Here is a 16,409-nt window from a genome sequence, read left to right on the forward strand (position 1 = left end):
CATGCTATCAATTTATGAGACCGATCCCATCGTGATCGCGACCGGATTCCTGCTTCCGCCTCTGCACGGGCGGTTTTCTTGGGGGAGCGCGTCTTGGCGCGCTCCCCTATTTGTCTCGCTCAGGATGTTTGCGTCATGCCGCTCAGCACCAGCCTTGCCCTGATCCTGATGGCAGGATCCTCCATCGCCGCGCCGCAGTCCTTCGACCTGTCGTCGGGCAGCGCCACACGGCAGACGCCCTATCAGGCTGGCGGCCATGGCATGGAGCCGGGCAGCACGGACGATGATTTCCTGTTTTCGGTGGCCGTGCCCGACGGCACCTATCGGGTGACGCTGACGCTGGGTAACCGCAAGGCGGCTGGCGACACCACGGTCAAGGCGGAGGCACGGCGGCTGATGCTGCGCAATGTCGCGACCAAGAAGGGGCAGTTGGTCGAGCGGCAGTTCCTGGTCAATGTCCGCAGCCCTGCCCTACCGCCGCCGCCCGCCAATGCGCCGGGCGGAACGTCGGTGCGGATCACTGCCGGCGATGCGCGCGAATATACGTGGGACGACCGGCTGACGCTGGAATTTCTGGGCAAGCCGCAGGTCGCTTCGGTGACGATCGAGCCGGTGAGCGCTCCAACCCTTTTCCTCGCGGGCGATTCGACCGTCACCGACCAGGCGGCCGAGCCGGCGGCGAGTTGGGGCCAGATGTTCCCGGCGATGCTGGACGGCAATGTCGCGGTCGCCAACCATGCCAAGTCGGGTGCAACGCTCAAATCCTTCCTCACCGACCTGCGCTTCGACAAGCTGTTGTCGGCGGTTAAGCCGGGTGACTGGCTGTTCATCCAGTTCGGCCATAATGACCAGAAACAGGAATGGCCGCAAACCTATGCCGATGCGGCGAACACCTACCCCGCCTATCTGCGCGCCTATATCGCCGAGGCGCGGCGGCGCGGCGCCCATGCGGTGCTGGTGACCTCCCCCGAACGGCGCAATTTCGACGAGAGCGGCCGCATCAAGGATACGCTGGGCAGCTATGCCGATGCGGTGCGCAAGCTGGCGGCCGAGGAACGAGTGCCGCTGATCGACCTGAATGCCGACAGCCGGGCCATTTATGAGGCGCTGGGGCCGCAGATCGCGCCGACCGCCTTCAACGATGGCGGCAGGGACAAGACCCATCATGATAATTATGGCGCCTGGCTGCTGGCGAGCGCGGTGGCCGAGCGGATCAGGGCACAGATTCCCGAACTGGCGCCCCATATCGTCGCGGCACCCTTTGTGCCGGCCCAACCGCCGAGCGCGGCGCAGGTGGCGATCGTGCCGAGCCGAGCGCATAGCGATGTGCGTCCGGCAGGTAACTGAGCCATGTTGCGGATGAGCCGGCGCGAGATCAGCCTGGGCCTAGCGGTCGGCGCGCTGCTGGCGCCCGGCACCGCCTTTCCCTTTGCCGGTCATGCGGCGCGGCGGTTCGACGTGCGCGATCATGGTGCGCGCGGCGACGGCATCGCGATCGACAGCGATGCGATCAATGCGGCGATCCTGGCCGCGTCGCAGGCGGGTGGCGGCACGGTGCTGCTGCCGCGCGGCCGCTATCTCTGCTTCTCGATCCGGCTGAAAAGCCATGTCACCCTGGTGATCGGCGAAGGCGCGGTGATCGAGGCGGCCGATCCGGCGCGCCATGCCGGGCGCTATGACCTGCCCGAGACGGGGATCGACCAGCTTTACCAGGATTTCGGCCATAGCCATTGGCACAATAGCCTGATCTGGGGCGAGAATCTGGTCGATGTCGCGATTCTTGGCCCCGGCATGATCCACGGCCTGGGCCTGACCCGCGACGGACCGGGCGCACGCTGGAAGAAGCAGGCCGGCGAACGGCCGCTGTCGATGCGCGGGATGAGCGACGCACAGATTGCCGAGCTGGAGCCCGATGCCGCGAAGATGAATGGCCTTGGCAACAAGGCGATTGCGCTGAAGAACGGCCGCAACATTCATTTGAGCGGCTTTTCGATCCTGAAAGGCGGGCATTTCGCAATCATCGCGACCGGCACGCAGCAATTGCGCATCGACAATCTGGCAATCGACACCGAACGCGACGGTATCGACCTGGACTGCGTGCGCGACGTGGTGGTGGAACGCTGCCGGGTCAATTCGCCCAATGATGACGGCATCGTCGTCAAGAGCAGCTATGCGCTGGGCCGGGCGATCGCATCGGAGAATATCCTGATCCGCGACTGCGACGTGTCCGGTTATGACATGGGATCGATGCTGGACGGCACGAAGCGCAGCACGCAGCAGATCGCGCCCGACCAGGACCGGGTCACCGGCCGGATCAAGCTCGGCACCGAGAGCAATGGCGGATATCGCAATATCCGGATCGAGGATTGCCGCTTCACCCGCTGCCGTGGGCTGGCGCTGGAGACGGTCGATGGCGGGGTCATGGAGAATATCGTCGCGCGGCGGCTGACCATGCGCGAGGTGACAACGGCGCCGATCTTCCTGCGTATCGGCGACCGGCGCCGCGGGCCGGATGGCACCGGTATCGGCGCGATCAGCGGCGTGGAGATCAGCGAAGTGGATGCACGCGGGATCGACCACAGATTTGCCGCGAGCATTGCCGGCCTGCCGGACCATCCGGTGCGCGACGTGACGCTGCGCGACGTACATCTGGTCTATCAGGGCGGCGGCACCGCGCAGGATGCGGCGCGCAGGCCCGCCGAACTGGCCGATGCCTATCCCGAACCCAGCATGTTCGGCGTGCTGCCAAGCTGGGCGCTTTGGGCGCGCCATGCCGAGCGGCTGACGATCGAGCGCTTTACGGCCGAAACGGCGACGCCCGACGCGCGGCCGCCCGCGCTGTTCGACGATGTGGCGGGCCTGACGATCCGCAACAGCCCGATCCTGGCGCGCTGAAACGGACATCGTCCCACCCATTCTTAGCATTTGACGAACATGTGGGACGATGTTACCCAAATATCGGTTTCGAGTTCCATAATATGGTTCACAGGGGAGAGCCGATGTCCGTCCACGCCTTCAAGATGCAGCTCAAGCCCGGCGTGGTCGCGGAATATCGCAAGCGCCATGACGAGATCTGGCCCGAATTGTCGGCGCTGCTGACCGAGTCGGGCATATATGACTATTCGATCTTCCTGGACGAAGAGACGCTGAGCCTGTTCGCGGTGCTGAAGCTGCGCGAGGACAATAGCCGCGACAGCCTGCCCGAGCATCCGGTGATGAAGCGCTGGTGGGATTATATGGCGCCGCTGATGGAAGTGCAGCCGAGCAACCAGCCCAAGGAATGGCCGCTGTCGCTGCTGTTCCACATGGATTGAGTGCAGGAACAGGCTGACATCCATGCGTAGCTTCATCGCCGCCCTCGCCCTTGGCACCATGCTGGCCACGCCTGCGCTCGCGCAGCAGGCCAAGCCGACTGCCAACCTCTCCGCGCCGGTCAAGACGTTTGGCCGCGTGTCCTATGACGCGCGATCGCTAATGATCGACGGCAAGCGGATGGTGATCTGGTCGTCGGAATTCCATCATTTCCGCCTGCCCTCGCCCGATCTGTGGCGCGACATCCTCCAGAAGATGAAGGCCAGCGGCTTCAACAGCGTCGCCGTCTATTTCGACTGGGGTTTCCACAGCCCGAAAAAGGGCGTGTATGATTTCAGCGGCATCCGCGACATCGACCGGCTGCTGACCATGGCGGAGGAGGAAGGCCTCTACGTCATCACCCGCGCCGGTCCCTATGTGAATGCGGAATTGTCGCGCGGCGGCTTTCCCGGCTGGCTGGTCAACCAACGCGCCCGCGCCCGCACCGATGATCCCGACTATATGGCGGCGGCCGACGAATGGCTGACGAAGGTCAACGCGATCATCGCCAAGCACCAGATCAACAATGACCCGAGCCGCAAATATGGCGTGATCCTGCACCAGATCGAGAATGAGCTGGCGATGACCACGCCGGCCCAGCGGCGCTACATGGATCATCTCTATGCCAAGGCACGGGCCGACGGCATCACCGTGCCGCTGTTCCACAACGACCAGGGTCGCAACGGCTATTGGGCGCCCGAAAGCAGCAAGGTCGAGAAGGTCGTCCATGGCCCGAACGACATGTATGCGTTCGATGGCTATCCCGGCGGCACCTGTACCGTGGACGGCAAGCCGACGCGCGGGTCGGCCGCGCCCGACTGGGGCTATTATGGTCCCGGCGGGGCCAAGGGCGGCGCCTCCGCCTCGCCCGACACGCCTGGATTCCTGGCCGAATTCGGTGGCGGCTGGTTCGACTATTGGGGATCGAACGGCGGCTATGAGTGCAACGCGATCCAGCGTGGCAAGCGGTTCCAGCGCGTCTTCTATGGCACGAACCTGGCCAATGGCATCGGCATCCAGAGCTTCTACATGGGCTATGGCGGCACCAGCTGGGGCTGGCTGCCCGCGCCGGTGGTATTCAGCAGCTATGACTATGGCTCCGCCATTTCCGAGCCGCGCGAGGTGCGCGAAAAGGCGCTGGAGATGAAGCAGCTGGGCGGCCTGATCGCCTCCGTTCCCGACATGGCCGGCATGATCCCGGCCGGGACGCCGGAGATCAGCTCGCCCAATATCCAAATCTATCACAACAAGAGCCCGGAAACGGACGCGCGTTTCCTGATGGTGACGCACAAGCCGTCCAACGGGCAGACAAGCGACAGCTTCAGCTTCACCGCCGACCTGCCCGATGGCCGCTATAGCGTGCCGATGCAGCTCAATGGCTTCGACGCCAAATGGCTGGTCGCGGGCGTGACGCTGGGCGGGCAGCGGCTGGTCTATTCCAGTTCCGAACTCCAGTCGGCGCAGCAGATCGACGGCAACGACCTGATCCTGCTCTATGGCCGCGCCGGCGAGCCGGGCGAGACCGTGCTGCGCTACGCTTCCGCACCCAAGGTTACGGTAGTTGAGGGGCAGGCGAACAGCGCGTTCGATGCCGCCAAGGGCGACCTGAAGCTGGATTACGATCATCAGGGCCGCGCCGTGGTGCGGATCGAGGGGGGCGGGCGTCCGCCGCTGACCCTGATCCTGGCCGACGAGGCCGAGGGCGCGCGCTACTGGCGCGAGAAGGACATGCTGGTGCGCGGACCGGCGCTGGTGCGCAGCGCTGTCGCCAGGGGCGGCTCGCTGGCGCTGATCGGTGACACAAGTGCAGCCAGCCCGCTCGAAATCTGGGCGCCCAGGGCGGTCCGCTCGGTCAGCTGGAACGGCGCGAAGGTGACGACGAAGGCGACAGCCATCGGCAGCATCGCCGCGGTCCAGCCGCTCGCCGGCCCGGCCGATGTCGCGCTGCCGGCGCTCAACGACTGGCGCATGGCACAGGGTTCGCCCGAGGCGCAGCCCGGTTTCGACGACAGCAACTGGCAGGCGATCGACAACCGGTCCTATGCCAGCACCACCGCCAAGCCCGACGGCCAGCCCAATATGCTGATGGACGCCTATGGCTTCCATGACGGCGATGTCTGGTATCGCGGCCGCTTCACCGGGTCGCCTGATGCCAAGGCGCTCTCGCTTTATTATGGCGCGGGCGGATCGGGACTGGTGCAGGCCTGGGTCGACGGCAAGTTCCTGGGCGAAGGCGAGACGCCCGGCGGCCTGCCCCGACCGATCACCACCGGCACGGCGCGCTTCGCCCTGCCGGCGGAGGCGCAGGCGGCGGGCGAGCATGTCCTATCCGTCATGGTCCGCAACAATGGCCATAACTGGGATCTGGACAGCGACGATTTCCACAAGGAAGCGCGCGGCCTGGTGTCCGCATCGCTGGAGGGCGGCCCGAGCGGGCGCAGCTTCGCGGTGCCGATCAACTGGAAGATCCAGGGCAAGCAGGGCGGCGAGGATCTGCCCGATGTCGCCCGTGGTCCGGCCAATAATGGCGGCCTTTATGGCGAGCGGATGGGCTGGCACCTGCCCGGCTTCAACGACAGCGCATGGGCCAAGGCCAGCGTGCCCGCGACCCAGGCGGCGGCCGGGACGAGCTGGTATCGCACCAGCTTTGCCCTCAGCGTGCCCAAGGGACAGGACGCGACCATTGGCCTCAGCTTCGGCGACGCCAGCAAGCCGCGTTCGCCGGTCCGTTACCGTGTGCTGGTCTTCGTCAACGGCTGGAACATGGGGCAGTTCATCGCCCATGTCGGGCCGCAGCGGACCTTCCCCATTCCCGAAGGCATCCTGAACCACAGGGGCCAGAACCATGTCGCGCTGGCCGTCACGTCCGACGGTCAGCCGGGCGATGCGCTCGAAACCGTGCGCCTCGTCACCCTACGCAATGTGAAAGGCGGTCTGCCGGTGCAGATGGTGACCGCGCCAAACGCACCTTCAGACCTCAAGGAGACCAAGTAAGTGGCCGCTCTCACCCATGATGTACCGCGCCAGCAGGTCGTCGAATCCATCGACCGGCTGATGGACAATCTCGTCAATATCAAGGACGAGACAGGCGAATTCCTGCTCCATCTGGAAGATGGCCGCATCATCGACACCAAGGGCTGGGCCGGATGGGAATGGACCCATGGCGTCGGCCTGTTCGGCATGTGGCGCTATTTTGAACAGACCGGCGACCAGAAGGCGCTGGGCATCATCAAGCAATGGTTCGAGGATCGCTTTGCCGAAGGCACGCCGACCAAGAATATCAACACGATGGCCCCGTTCATCACGCTGGCCTATCTGTATGAATATGAGCCCGATCCGCGCTACATCCCCTATCTGGACGTCTGGGCCGAATGGCTGATGGCGGCCGATGGCCTGCCCAAGACCGAAGAAGGCGGGTTCCAGCACATCGTCTATAATGACGTGAATCCCGGCGAGATGTGGGACGACACGCTGATGATGTCGGTGCTGCCGCTGGCCAAGATCGGCCTGCTGCTCGATCGTCCGGCCTATGTCGAGGAAGCCAAGCGCCAGTTCCTGGTCCATATCAAATATCTCTATGATACCAAGACCGGCCTGTGGTTCCACGGCTGGGACTTCAACGGCCGCCACAATTTCGCCGAAGCGCTGTGGGCGCGCGGCAATTGCTGGGTGACGATCGCCATCCCCGAGATCATCGAGATCCTGGACCTGAAGGAAGGCGATTTCTTCCGCACCTTCCTGATCGACACGCTGGCCGCCCAGGTGAAGACCCTGGCCGAGACGCAGGACGCCGAAACCGGCCTGTGGCACACGCTGATCGTCGATCCGACAAGCTATCTGGAAGCATCGGCCACCGCCGGCTTTGCCTATGGCATCCTGAAGGCCGTGCGTAAGGGCTATCTGCCCCGCCATTATGAAGCGGTCGGCATCAAGGCGGTGCGCGGCGTGCTGGCGAACATCGACGAGACCGGCGAGCTGCAGCAGGTGAGCTTCGGCACGGCGATGGGCGACACGATGCAATTCTACAAGGACATCGCGCTCACCTCCATGCCCTATGGCCAGAGCCTGGCCATGTGCGCACTCGGCGAGTTCCTGCGCACCTATATCTGAGTCACGGGAAACGGGGATCGAGGGGTAAATGGAAGGACCGTTCGATCGCCGTTTCCTGCTGAAAGGTGCCGCCGGCATATCCATGCTGGCGGCACTGCCCGCCTTTGGCCGCGCCCTGCCTCAGGGCGTCGTCAATGTCCGCGATTTCGGCGCGAAGGGCGATGGTGGCCATATCGACAGCCCCGCGATCGACCGAGCGATCGCCTTTGCCGCGGAGCGCGGCGGCGGGACCGTCTATGTGCCCCCCGGCCGCTATGCCTGCTATACCATACACCTGAAGAGCAACATCACCCTGTGGCTGGACCGGGGCGCCACACTGCTGGCCGCGTCGGTGCCGCTGACCGGCCTTGCCAGCGGCGGCTATGATGCGGCCGAGCCGCAGGATCCGGCGATCGCCCCCTATCAGGATTATGGCCATAATCACTGGCGCAACAGCCTGATCCATGGCGAGGGGCTGCATGATATCGCGATCTGCGGCGACGGGCTGATCTGGGGCAAGGGGCTGAGCCGGGGGCATCCCGACACGGATCGGCCGGCCGCCGAACTGCCCGGCGTCGGTAACAAGGCGATCGCGCTCAAAAACTGCCGCAATGTCGCGCTGCGGGACTTTTCCATTCTGGAGGGCGGGCATTTCGCCCTGCTGGCCACCGGGGTCGACAATCTGCTGATCGACAACCTCACCGTCGACACCAACCGCGACGGCTTCGACATCGACTGCTGCCGCAATGTGCGGGTGAGCAACTGCACGCTCAATACTCCCTATGACGACGCGATCGTGCCCAAGTCCAGCTATGCGCTGGGCTATCCCCGCGCGACCGAGAATGTGACCATCACCAATTGCCATGTCAGTGGCTCCTATGTCGTCGGCACGCTGCTGGACGGGACGTTCCGGCCGCTGTCGCGCAATCGCGACACCTGGCTGCTGGGCCGGATCAAGTGCGGCACCGAAAGCAATGGCGGGTTCAAGAATATCACGATCAGCAATTGCGTGTTCGACCAATGCTGGGGGCTGGCGCTGGAAACGGTGGACGGCGCGGTGATGGAGGATGTGACGATCAGCAACATCGCCATGCGCGGCTGTCACAGCCCGGCCCTGTTCCTGCGGCTGGGTCGGCGGATGCGCGGGCCGGCCGGCGCGGCGGTGGGATCGATGCGGCGGGTGCTGATGGACAATATCACCTGCCAGAGCGGGTCGATGCTGCCGTCGATCATCGCGGGGGTGGCCGGTCATCCGGTCGAGGACGTCCAGATCAGCAATATCTTCATCGACCAGCCGGGCGGCGGCGACGCGGCGATGGCCGCGATCGACCCACCGGCGAAGGAAGAGGATTATCCCGATCCCGACCGGTTCGGCCCCCTGCCGGCAAGTGGCTTCTTCATCCGTCATGCGCGCAATCTGGACCTGAGCCATGTCGAGGTGCGGACGCGGGCGGCGGACGCGCGGCCGGCCTTCTGGCTGAAACATGTCGAGGGGTTTGACGGATCCTATCTGAAGATGCCGGGCGGCGCGGGTGCCTTCCAGCTGGAGCATGTGACCGGCTTTCGCAGCAGCGCGATCCGCGACCTGCCGGACCGGCGGATCGACACAACCAACATGGTGCGTTTCTGATGCGCTGGTGGCTGGCGCTGCTGCTGCTTGGCGCGACGCCGGCGCAGGCGGCGGACTGGGTGCGGTCGGTGGCGCAGCGGGGGGATTTCCCGCTGGTGGCCCAGGGGCAGGCGGCGCGGATCGTCTCCGACCCGGCCGACGACACCGTGGTGCGGATCGCCGCCGAGGATCTGAAGCAGGATATTGGCCGGGTCACCGGGGCCGCGGAGGGCGGCGCGGCGCAGGTGTGGATCGGCACGCTGGGGCATAGTGAAGCGATCGACCGGCTGGTGGCGGACAAGCGGATCGATGTCGCGAAGCTGAAGGGCGCGTGGGAGAGCTTCCTGATCCTGCCGGTCGAGCGGCCTGCACCCGGCGTGGCCCGCGCGCTGCTGATCATCGGCAGCGACCGGCGCGGCACCGCCTATGGCGCCTATGAACTGTCGCGCGCGATCGGCGTGTCGCCCTGGCACTGGTGGGCGGACGTCACGCCGCTGCATCGCGACGCGCTCTATGTCGCCAGGGATGCCCGGCGGTTCGGGCCGCCTTCGGTCAAATATCGCGGCATTTTCCTGAATGACGAGGATTGGGGGCTGGTGCCCTGGGCGGCGGGAAAGCATGCGCCCGGCGAGAAGCCGTTGGGGCCAAAGACTTATGCACAGATATTCGAGCTGCTGCTGCGGCTGAAGGCCAATCTGCTGTGGCCGGCGATGCACAAGGTGACGACGCCGTTCAATGCCGACCCGGCCAATGCGGCGCTGGCCGATCGCTATGCCATCATCATGGGGTCGAGCCATGCCGAGCCGATGCTGCGCAACAATGTCGGCGAATGGACCGCGCCGGCCGAGGATTTCGATTATCTGAAGAACCCCGACGGGGTACGGCGCTATTGGGACGCGCGGGTGCGCAGCAATGCCCGTTATGAGAGCATCTGGACGCTGGGAATGCGCGGCATCCATGACAGCGGCATGGTGGGGCCCAAGACGGTCGAGGAACGGCGCGCCACGCTGGAGGCCATCTTTGCCGACCAGCGGGCGATGCTGGCCAGGGCCGGTGCGGCGGACGCCCCGCAGGTCTTCACCCCCTATAAGGAAGTGCTGGACGTCTATCGCGCGGGCCTCAAGGTGCCCGACGATGTGACGCTGATGTGGCCGGACGATAATTTCGGCTATATCCGCCACTTCCCCGATGCCGCCGAGCGGGCGCGCAAGGGCGGATCGGGCGTCTATTATCACCTCTCCTATCTGGGTGCGCCGCTCTCCTACCTATGGTTATCCACAACCCCGCCGGCGCTGATCCGGGAGGAAATGGGCCGCGCCTGGGATGCCGGCGCACGGCAGGTCTGGGTCGCCAATGTCGGCGATTTGAAGCCGGCGGAGCTGGCCACCGACTATTTTCTGAGCCTCGCCTGGGCTGTGGATAAGGTGCGGGCAAAGCCTGTGGATAAGTTTGTGGAAGACTGGGCGGCGGAGAATGTCGATGCTGCGCAGGCGCCCGCCATTGCGGGGATTTTGCGCGATTATCACCGGCTGAATTTCGCCCGGCGGCCCGAGCATCTGCAGTGGAACCTGCCTGTGGATAAGTATCGGCAAAGCCCGCTGACGATCGACGAGGCGGATGCACGGCTGGCGGCGTTCGCGGCGATGGAGGCGGCGACGGCGAAAGTGGAGCCAACGATCCCGGCCGAGCGGCGCGACGCTTTCTACGAATTGCTGGCCTATCCGGTGCGGGCATCGGCGGCGGCCAACCGGCGTTTCTTCGCAGCCGAGGCGCATGACCGGCTGCGCGACAGCGACCTGGCCGAGGCAACGCGGCGCGGCAGGATCGCGCATGAAGCGGACAGCGAAATTGACAGGTTGACGACCTATTACAACCGCGAACTTGCGGGCGGAAAATGGCGCGGAATCATGGCGGTGGAGCCGGCGGACGGGCAATGGCGCAGCTATCGCCAGACGCCGGTGATCCTGCCGCCGATCGATGCGCTGGCGCCGCCGGCCGGGCCGGCAAAGGCGCAAGCGGCCGCCCCTGACCTGCCGCTGCTGACGCCGGACCGATTCGCCGGATGGACGCGCGTGGAGGGGCTGGGCCGTCATGGCACGATGCTGGCGCCCGGCCCCAAGGCCGGGGCGAGCCGCGCGACGGTCGACCTGCCGCCGGGTGAGTGGACCGCGCTTGTGGATATCCTGCCGACCTATGCCGATAGGGATGGCGACGCGCTGCACCTGACCATCGGCATCGACGGCGTGACGCAGGCGCTGGAGAGTCGGCGCGAGACCGGCAGTCGCGACTGGGCGATGGGAGTGCTGGACAATCGCGCGACCATGACGTTAACGCAACGACTGAGCGGCGGGCGCCATGTCGTGACGCTGGAGCGCGCCGATCCCGGCGTGCTGATCGAGGCAGTCCGCTTCGTGCCAGCGACCGCAGAAAAGGCGGATGGCGGCTTGCATTAGTCTCATATCGTGTGATAGCCGTTCACTATGTGGCATATATCTCATATGCCCGCGCGCGTCAGAACAAGAGCCCAAGCGCCGATCATTGCCCTAGGCGGAGGACCTGAATTGCCCGAGACTGCCCCATCCACCGCGCGTCCCGTCCGCCTGCAAAATTACCTCGCCTATGGCTCCAACGACGTGCTGGGCGCGGGATCGATGGCGGTCATTTCCGGCTGGGTGCTGATCTTCTATACGCAATTCTGTGGCCTTAGCGCCGGGCAGGCGGCGACCATCTTTGCCGTCGCGCGCATCCTGGATGCCTTCGCCTCGCCGATGATCGGCTATATTTCCGACCATTTCGGCGGCACCTGGCTGGGCCGCAAGTTCGGCCGCCGTCGCTTCTTCATCCTGGCGGCGATCCCGCTGCTGCCGAGCTTCGCGCTGATGTGGCTGCCGGGTCAGGGCTTCTGGTATTATCTGGTCAGCTATGTGCTGTTCGAGCTGGTCTATGCGATGGAGATCATTCCGTTCGAGACGCTGGCGGCGGAAATGTCGACCGACTATCGCACCAAGGCGAAGTTCGCCGGGTCGCGCATCCTGTTCGGCCAGGCATCGGCAATCCTGGCGGGCTTCCTGCCGCTGTGGCTGATCAACGCGCTGGGCCGCGACAGCGCCGACACCTTCTTCTACATGGGCATCATCTTTGCCGCCCTGTTCATGGTGACGGCGGGGCTGCTCTATTTGTTCAGCTGGGAACGGCATCTGCCCGGATCGGCCGAGGCGATCGGCCAGCACCCGGTCGGCGCGGGCGGGCCGGGACAGGCGTTGAAGGCGCTTTATCGCAACCTGTTTTCCACCATGCGCATCCGCGCCTTCCGCCTGCATCTGGGCATGTATCTGGGCGGCTATATCAGCCAGGACATCTTCAACGCGGCCTTCACCTTCTTCGTGATCTTCGCGCTGGCCGGATCGACGGCGATCGCGTCGGGCCTGCTGGGCACCATGTATATCGTCCAGTTCGTGGCGGTGATCATCGCCATCAACCTGGCGCTGCGGGCGTCGCCGGCCAAGGCCTATCAGGTCGCCGCCGCCGACTTCGCCGTCGGCTGCCTGACGCTGATCGGCCTGTGGTTTGCCGGCGTGCCGGCGACCAGCCCGTGGATCTGGCTGCCGATCATCCTGTGCGGCCTGGGCCGCGGCGCGCTCAACTATATTCCCTGGGCGACCTATAATTATATGGCCGATGTCGACGAGATCGTGACCGGCCAGCGCCGCGAGGGCAGCTTCGCCGGGGTCATGACCTTCGTCCGCAAGGCGACGCAGGCAGCGGCCGTCGCTGGCGTGGGCTTCATCATGCAGGCCGGCGGCTTCGTGTCGGGCGCGGCGGAACAGAGCCATGGCGCGATCCTGACCATGGCGCTGCTGCTGGGCGTGGGCACGGTCGGCTGCCTGGGGCTGGGCATCTGGGTTTCGACCAAGTTCCGCCTGAGCCCGGCGACGCACGACATATTGATGCGCGAGATCGAGCATCTGCGCAGCGGTGCGCGCACGCCGACGTCGCCGGTCGCGGCCGAAGTGGTCGAGGATCTGTCGGGCTGGCGCTATGACCAGCTGTGGGGCCGCAACCCGGTCGCGCAATAAGGGCCGGTCGGACAATAAGGGAGAGGGACATGGGCAAGAGGATGCTATTGGGTGCGGCGCTGCTGGCGATGGTCGCCGCGACGCCGGCGCAGGCCCAATATTGGTCGCGCAGCTGGATGGCGGCGCCCTTGGTCAACCGCGCCCCGCCCGAGAAGCATCCCGATCTCAACGACCGCACCGTCCGCCAGGTCGTGCGCCTGTCGAGCGGCGGGCAGCGCATCCGCATCCGCCTGTCGAACGAGATGTCGGTCAATCCGCTGCTGGTGGGCAGCGTGCATGTCGCGCTGGCCGGCGAGAATGGGGCGATCGTGCCGGGCAGCGACCATGTCGTGACCTTCAACCAGGCGCAGGGCGCGACCATCCCCGCGCGCGCGCCGCTGCTGAGCGATCCCATCGACCTCGCGGTCAAGCCGCTGACCCGCATCACCATTTCCATCCATCTGCCGCAGGGCGCGGCGGATGCGACCGTCCACAGCTATTCGGCGGCGACGACCTGGACCGCGCCGGGCGACCAGACCGGGGCGGAGACGCTGACCAGCCCGACCGTCATCGGGCCGCGCGTGGTGATTTCGGCGGTCGAGGTCGACAATGCCAAGCGCGGCACGGCGATCGTGACGCTGGGCGATTCCATCACCGATGGCGTGCGCGCCACTCCCGACAGCAACCGTCGCTGGCCCGACCTGCTGGCCGAACGGCTGCAGAAGGCGGGCCGCAAGAGCGTCGGCGTCGCCAATGCCGGGATCAGCGCCAATCGGCTGCTGAGCGAGGCGGACGGCTATAATGCGCTGGCGCGGTTCGACGGCGACGTGCTGGCGGTGCCGGGCGTCACCCATGTCGTCATCCTGGAAGGGGTGAATGATCTGGGCGGCGCGGCGCGCGACAAGCGTCCGATGCTGACGCCGCAGACGGTGATCGGCGCCTATCGCCAGATGATCGCGCGGGCGCATGACCGCAATATCAAGGTCATTCTGGCGACCATCCTGCCATACAAGGGCGCAGGCTATTGGAGCGCCGAAGGGGATGCGGTGCGTATCGCCGTCAACGACTGGATCCGCACGACCAAGGAGGCCGACGGCTTTGTCGACCTGGCCAAGGCGGTGGCCGACCCGGCCGATCCGTCGCGCATGGCCAAGCCCTATGATGTCGGCGACGCGCTGCACCCCAATGACGAAGGCTTCCGCGTCATGGCCGATGCGTTCGACCTGAGGCTGTTCAAATGATCGCGTCGCTGCTGTTGATGGCCGCCGCCGCGAGCGGGCCGGTGGCACCCAAGCCGCTACTGCGCGATCCGGTGCATGATGGCGCGGCTGATGCGTCGACCGTCTATGACCGCAAGAGCGGCGAATGGGTGATGTTCTACACCAATCGCCGCGCCGACCTGCCCATGGAGGACGCCAAGGATGTCCGCTGGGTCCATGGCACGGCGATCGGCACGGCGCGGTCGAAGGACGGTGCCAAATGGCGCTACAGCGGCACCGCGACGATCCCGACCAGTTGCACCGGCGAGACGCTGTGGGCGCCCGAAGTGCAGTGGCTGGAAGGCCAGTGGCATATGTGGCTGACGGTGGTGCCGGGCGTCTATCGCGACTGGAATGCGCCGCGCTTCATCGTCCATCTGACCAGCCCGGACCTCAAGAGCTGGACCTGTGGCGAGCGGCTCGACCTTGGCTCCGATCGGGTGATCGATGCCAGTGTCCTCGCCCTGCCGGGCGGGAGCTATCGGCTGTTCTTCAACGACGAGCGGATGAACAAGGCAATCCGCACCGCCGACAGCAGCGACCTCATCCACTGGAGCGTCAAGGACCGGCTGACCGACACGCCGGGCGAAGGGCCCAAGGCGTTTCGCTGGAAGGGCAAATATTGGCTGATCTCCGACGCGTGGAAGGGGCTGCTGGTGATGCGCTCCGACGACGGGACGCACTGGACGCGCCAGCCGGACTATATATTGGCGACGCCGGGCAAGGCGCCGACCGACCGGGCCAAGGGCCAGCATCCCGACATCATCGTGTCGGGCGACCGGGCCTATATCATCTATTTCGTCCATCAGGAGGGCGAGGACGAGGCGAAGGCCAATCCCGACTGGAAGCGCCGGTCGGTGCTGCAGATCGCCGAACTGACCGAGAAGGACGGGATCGTCAGCGTCGATCGCGATGCGCCGGCGCATATACGACTAAAGCCCTGATCGCCGCGATTTTCCTTGTCCGTAAAAGCGGCTAGGAAGATCGGCGATGCAGAAAGCCGCGAAGAAGAAGCCGCCCACGATCCGCGAGGTCGCCGCCCGTGCCGGCGTGTCGATGATGACCGCGTCACGCGCGATCAACGGCAAGGCGCTGGTCAGCGCCAAGTCGCAACAGGCGGTCGAGCAGGCGGTCAAGGATCTGGGCTATGTGCCCAATGCGTCGGCGCGCGCGCTGGTGGGCAGCGCCGACCGGCGGGTGGCCTTGCTGCACAGCAATTCGACGACGTCGGCCTATCTGGGCGAGCTGCTGCTCGGCGCGCTGGGCGAGGCGCCGCAGCGCCATCTGCATCTGGTGGTCGAGCAATGCGCGCCCGGCGCCTTTGCCAAGGAGATCGTCGATCAGGTGTCGAAAGCGCATGTTGCCGGCGTCATCCTGCCGCCGCCGCTGTGCGACTGGGCCGAACTGGTCGAGGCGTTGCAGGCGCGTGACATCGCCGTGGTCGGCATCGCGCCCGATGGCGATGTGCCCGGCATGCTGGCGGTGGGGACCGACGACCGCCATGCCGCCTATGACCTAACCCGGCACCTTATCGACCTGGGCCATCGGCAGATCGGCTTCATCTCCGGCAATATCCGCCACCGCGCCAGCGCCCGGCGCCTGCAGGGCTTTCGCGACTGCCTGGCCGACCGGGGGATAAGGCTGGACGAGCGCTGGATCGTGCCGGGCGACTTTTCCTATCGATCGGGGCTGGACGCAGCCGAGCAATTGCTGAGCCTCGACACGCCGCCGAGCGCCATCTTCGCCTGCAATGACGATATGGCGGCCGCCGCGATCACGGTAGCGCATCAGCGGCGGATCAACGTGCCGGGCGACATCACCATCTGCGGTTTCGACGACACGCCGCTGGCGAGCGCGATCTGGCCGGCGCTGACGACGATCCGCCAGCCGATCCGCGACATGGCGCGCGAGGCGATCGGCCTGCTGGGCGCCCATTTCAGCAGCCAGGACGATGGCGCCGGCGAAGAGGCGCTGGGCCGGGTGAAGCTGGATTATCAGCTGATCCGGCGCCAGTCGGATGCCGTGCCCTCACGACATTAGAATTGC

General features: G+C 65.7%; 11 protein-coding genes. All 11 read left to right on the forward strand.

Annotated elements, in window-relative coordinates; all coding sequences use genetic code 11:
- Positions 1 to 135 precede the first annotated feature (135 nt).
- The 11 genes from ACUCV3_RS24890 to ACUCV3_RS24940 all read left to right on the forward strand — a co-directional run bounded on the left by ACUCV3_RS24890 (position 136) and on the right by ACUCV3_RS24940 (position 16,403).
- Positions 136 to 1,347, forward strand: a complete 1,212-nt coding sequence (locus ACUCV3_RS24890) for a rhamnogalacturonan acetylesterase (protein ID WP_482241294.1) — start codon at positions 136 to 138, stop codon at positions 1,345 to 1,347.
- 12 nt (positions 1,348 to 1,359) lie between these two features.
- Positions 1,360 to 2,895, forward strand: coding sequence for a rhamnogalacturonidase (locus ACUCV3_RS24895; protein ID WP_482241307.1), 1,536 nt, complete (start codon positions 1,360 to 1,362; stop codon positions 2,893 to 2,895).
- Positions 2,896 to 2,999: 104 nt separating this feature from the next.
- Positions 3,000 to 3,314, forward strand: coding sequence for an L-rhamnose mutarotase (locus ACUCV3_RS24900; protein ID WP_270091855.1), 315 nt, complete (start codon positions 3,000 to 3,002; stop codon positions 3,312 to 3,314).
- 22 nt (positions 3,315 to 3,336) lie between these two features.
- Positions 3,337 to 6,345: a glycoside hydrolase family 35 protein gene (locus ACUCV3_RS24905; RefSeq protein WP_482241295.1), complete on the forward strand. Its 3,009-nt coding sequence runs from the start codon at positions 3,337 to 3,339 to the stop codon at positions 6,343 to 6,345.
- On the forward strand, positions 6,346 to 7,461 hold the full coding sequence (gene bglB, locus ACUCV3_RS24910; RefSeq protein WP_017500975.1) for a beta-galactosidase BglB: 1,116 nt from the start codon (positions 6,346 to 6,348) through the stop codon (positions 7,459 to 7,461). It abuts the gene before it with no gap.
- A gap of 28 nt (positions 7,462 to 7,489) precedes the next feature.
- Positions 7,490 to 9,070: a rhamnogalacturonidase gene (locus ACUCV3_RS24915; protein ID WP_482241296.1), complete on the forward strand. Its 1,581-nt coding sequence runs from the start codon at positions 7,490 to 7,492 to the stop codon at positions 9,068 to 9,070.
- Entirely contained in the window at positions 9,070 to 11,502 is a 2,433-nt protein-coding gene (locus ACUCV3_RS24920; RefSeq protein WP_482241297.1) for a glycosyl hydrolase 115 family protein, read from the forward strand. Before ACUCV3_RS24915 ends, ACUCV3_RS24920 begins: the two co-directional genes overlap by 1 nt.
- 108 nt (positions 11,503 to 11,610) lie before the next feature.
- Entirely contained in the window at positions 11,611 to 13,125 is a 1,515-nt protein-coding gene (locus ACUCV3_RS24925; protein ID WP_017500972.1) for an MFS transporter, read from the forward strand.
- Positions 13,126 to 13,154: 29 nt separating this feature from the next.
- Positions 13,155 to 14,345, forward strand: coding sequence for an SGNH/GDSL hydrolase family protein (locus tag ACUCV3_RS24930; RefSeq protein ID WP_482241298.1), 1,191 nt, complete (start codon positions 13,155 to 13,157; stop codon positions 14,343 to 14,345).
- Entirely contained in the window at positions 14,342 to 15,307 is a 966-nt protein-coding gene (locus tag ACUCV3_RS24935; RefSeq protein ID WP_278394187.1) for a glycoside hydrolase family protein, read from the forward strand. Before ACUCV3_RS24930 ends, ACUCV3_RS24935 begins: the two co-directional genes overlap by 4 nt.
- A 46-nt stretch (positions 15,308 to 15,353) precedes the next feature.
- Entirely contained in the window at positions 15,354 to 16,403 is a 1,050-nt protein-coding gene (locus ACUCV3_RS24940; protein ID WP_004209352.1) for a LacI family DNA-binding transcriptional regulator, read from the forward strand.
- Positions 16,404 to 16,409: the final 6 nt, after the last annotated feature.

Source organism: Sphingobium sp. VMM, from assembly GCF_056790315.1.

Coding starts and splice junctions, on each gene's coding strand:
- ACUCV3_RS24920 (WP_482241297.1), top strand. CDS start 9,070: ATGCGCTGGTGGCTGGCGCTGCTGCTGCTTGGCGCGACGCCGGCGCAG.
- ACUCV3_RS24935 (WP_278394187.1), top strand. CDS start 14,342: ATGATCGCGTCGCTGCTGTTGATGGCCGCCGCCGCGAGCGGGCCGGTG.
- ACUCV3_RS24895 (WP_482241307.1), top strand. CDS start 1,360: ATGAGCCGGCGCGAGATCAGCCTGGGCCTAGCGGTCGGCGCGCTGCTG.
- ACUCV3_RS24900 (WP_270091855.1), top strand. CDS start 3,000: ATGTCCGTCCACGCCTTCAAGATGCAGCTCAAGCCCGGCGTGGTCGCG.
- ACUCV3_RS24930 (WP_482241298.1), top strand. CDS start 13,155: ATGGGCAAGAGGATGCTATTGGGTGCGGCGCTGCTGGCGATGGTCGCC.
- ACUCV3_RS24940 (WP_004209352.1), top strand. CDS start 15,354: ATGCAGAAAGCCGCGAAGAAGAAGCCGCCCACGATCCGCGAGGTCGCC.
- ACUCV3_RS24905 (WP_482241295.1), top strand. CDS start 3,337: ATGCGTAGCTTCATCGCCGCCCTCGCCCTTGGCACCATGCTGGCCACG.
- ACUCV3_RS24915 (WP_482241296.1), top strand. CDS start 7,490: ATGGAAGGACCGTTCGATCGCCGTTTCCTGCTGAAAGGTGCCGCCGGC.
- ACUCV3_RS24890 (WP_482241294.1), top strand. CDS start 136: ATGCCGCTCAGCACCAGCCTTGCCCTGATCCTGATGGCAGGATCCTCC.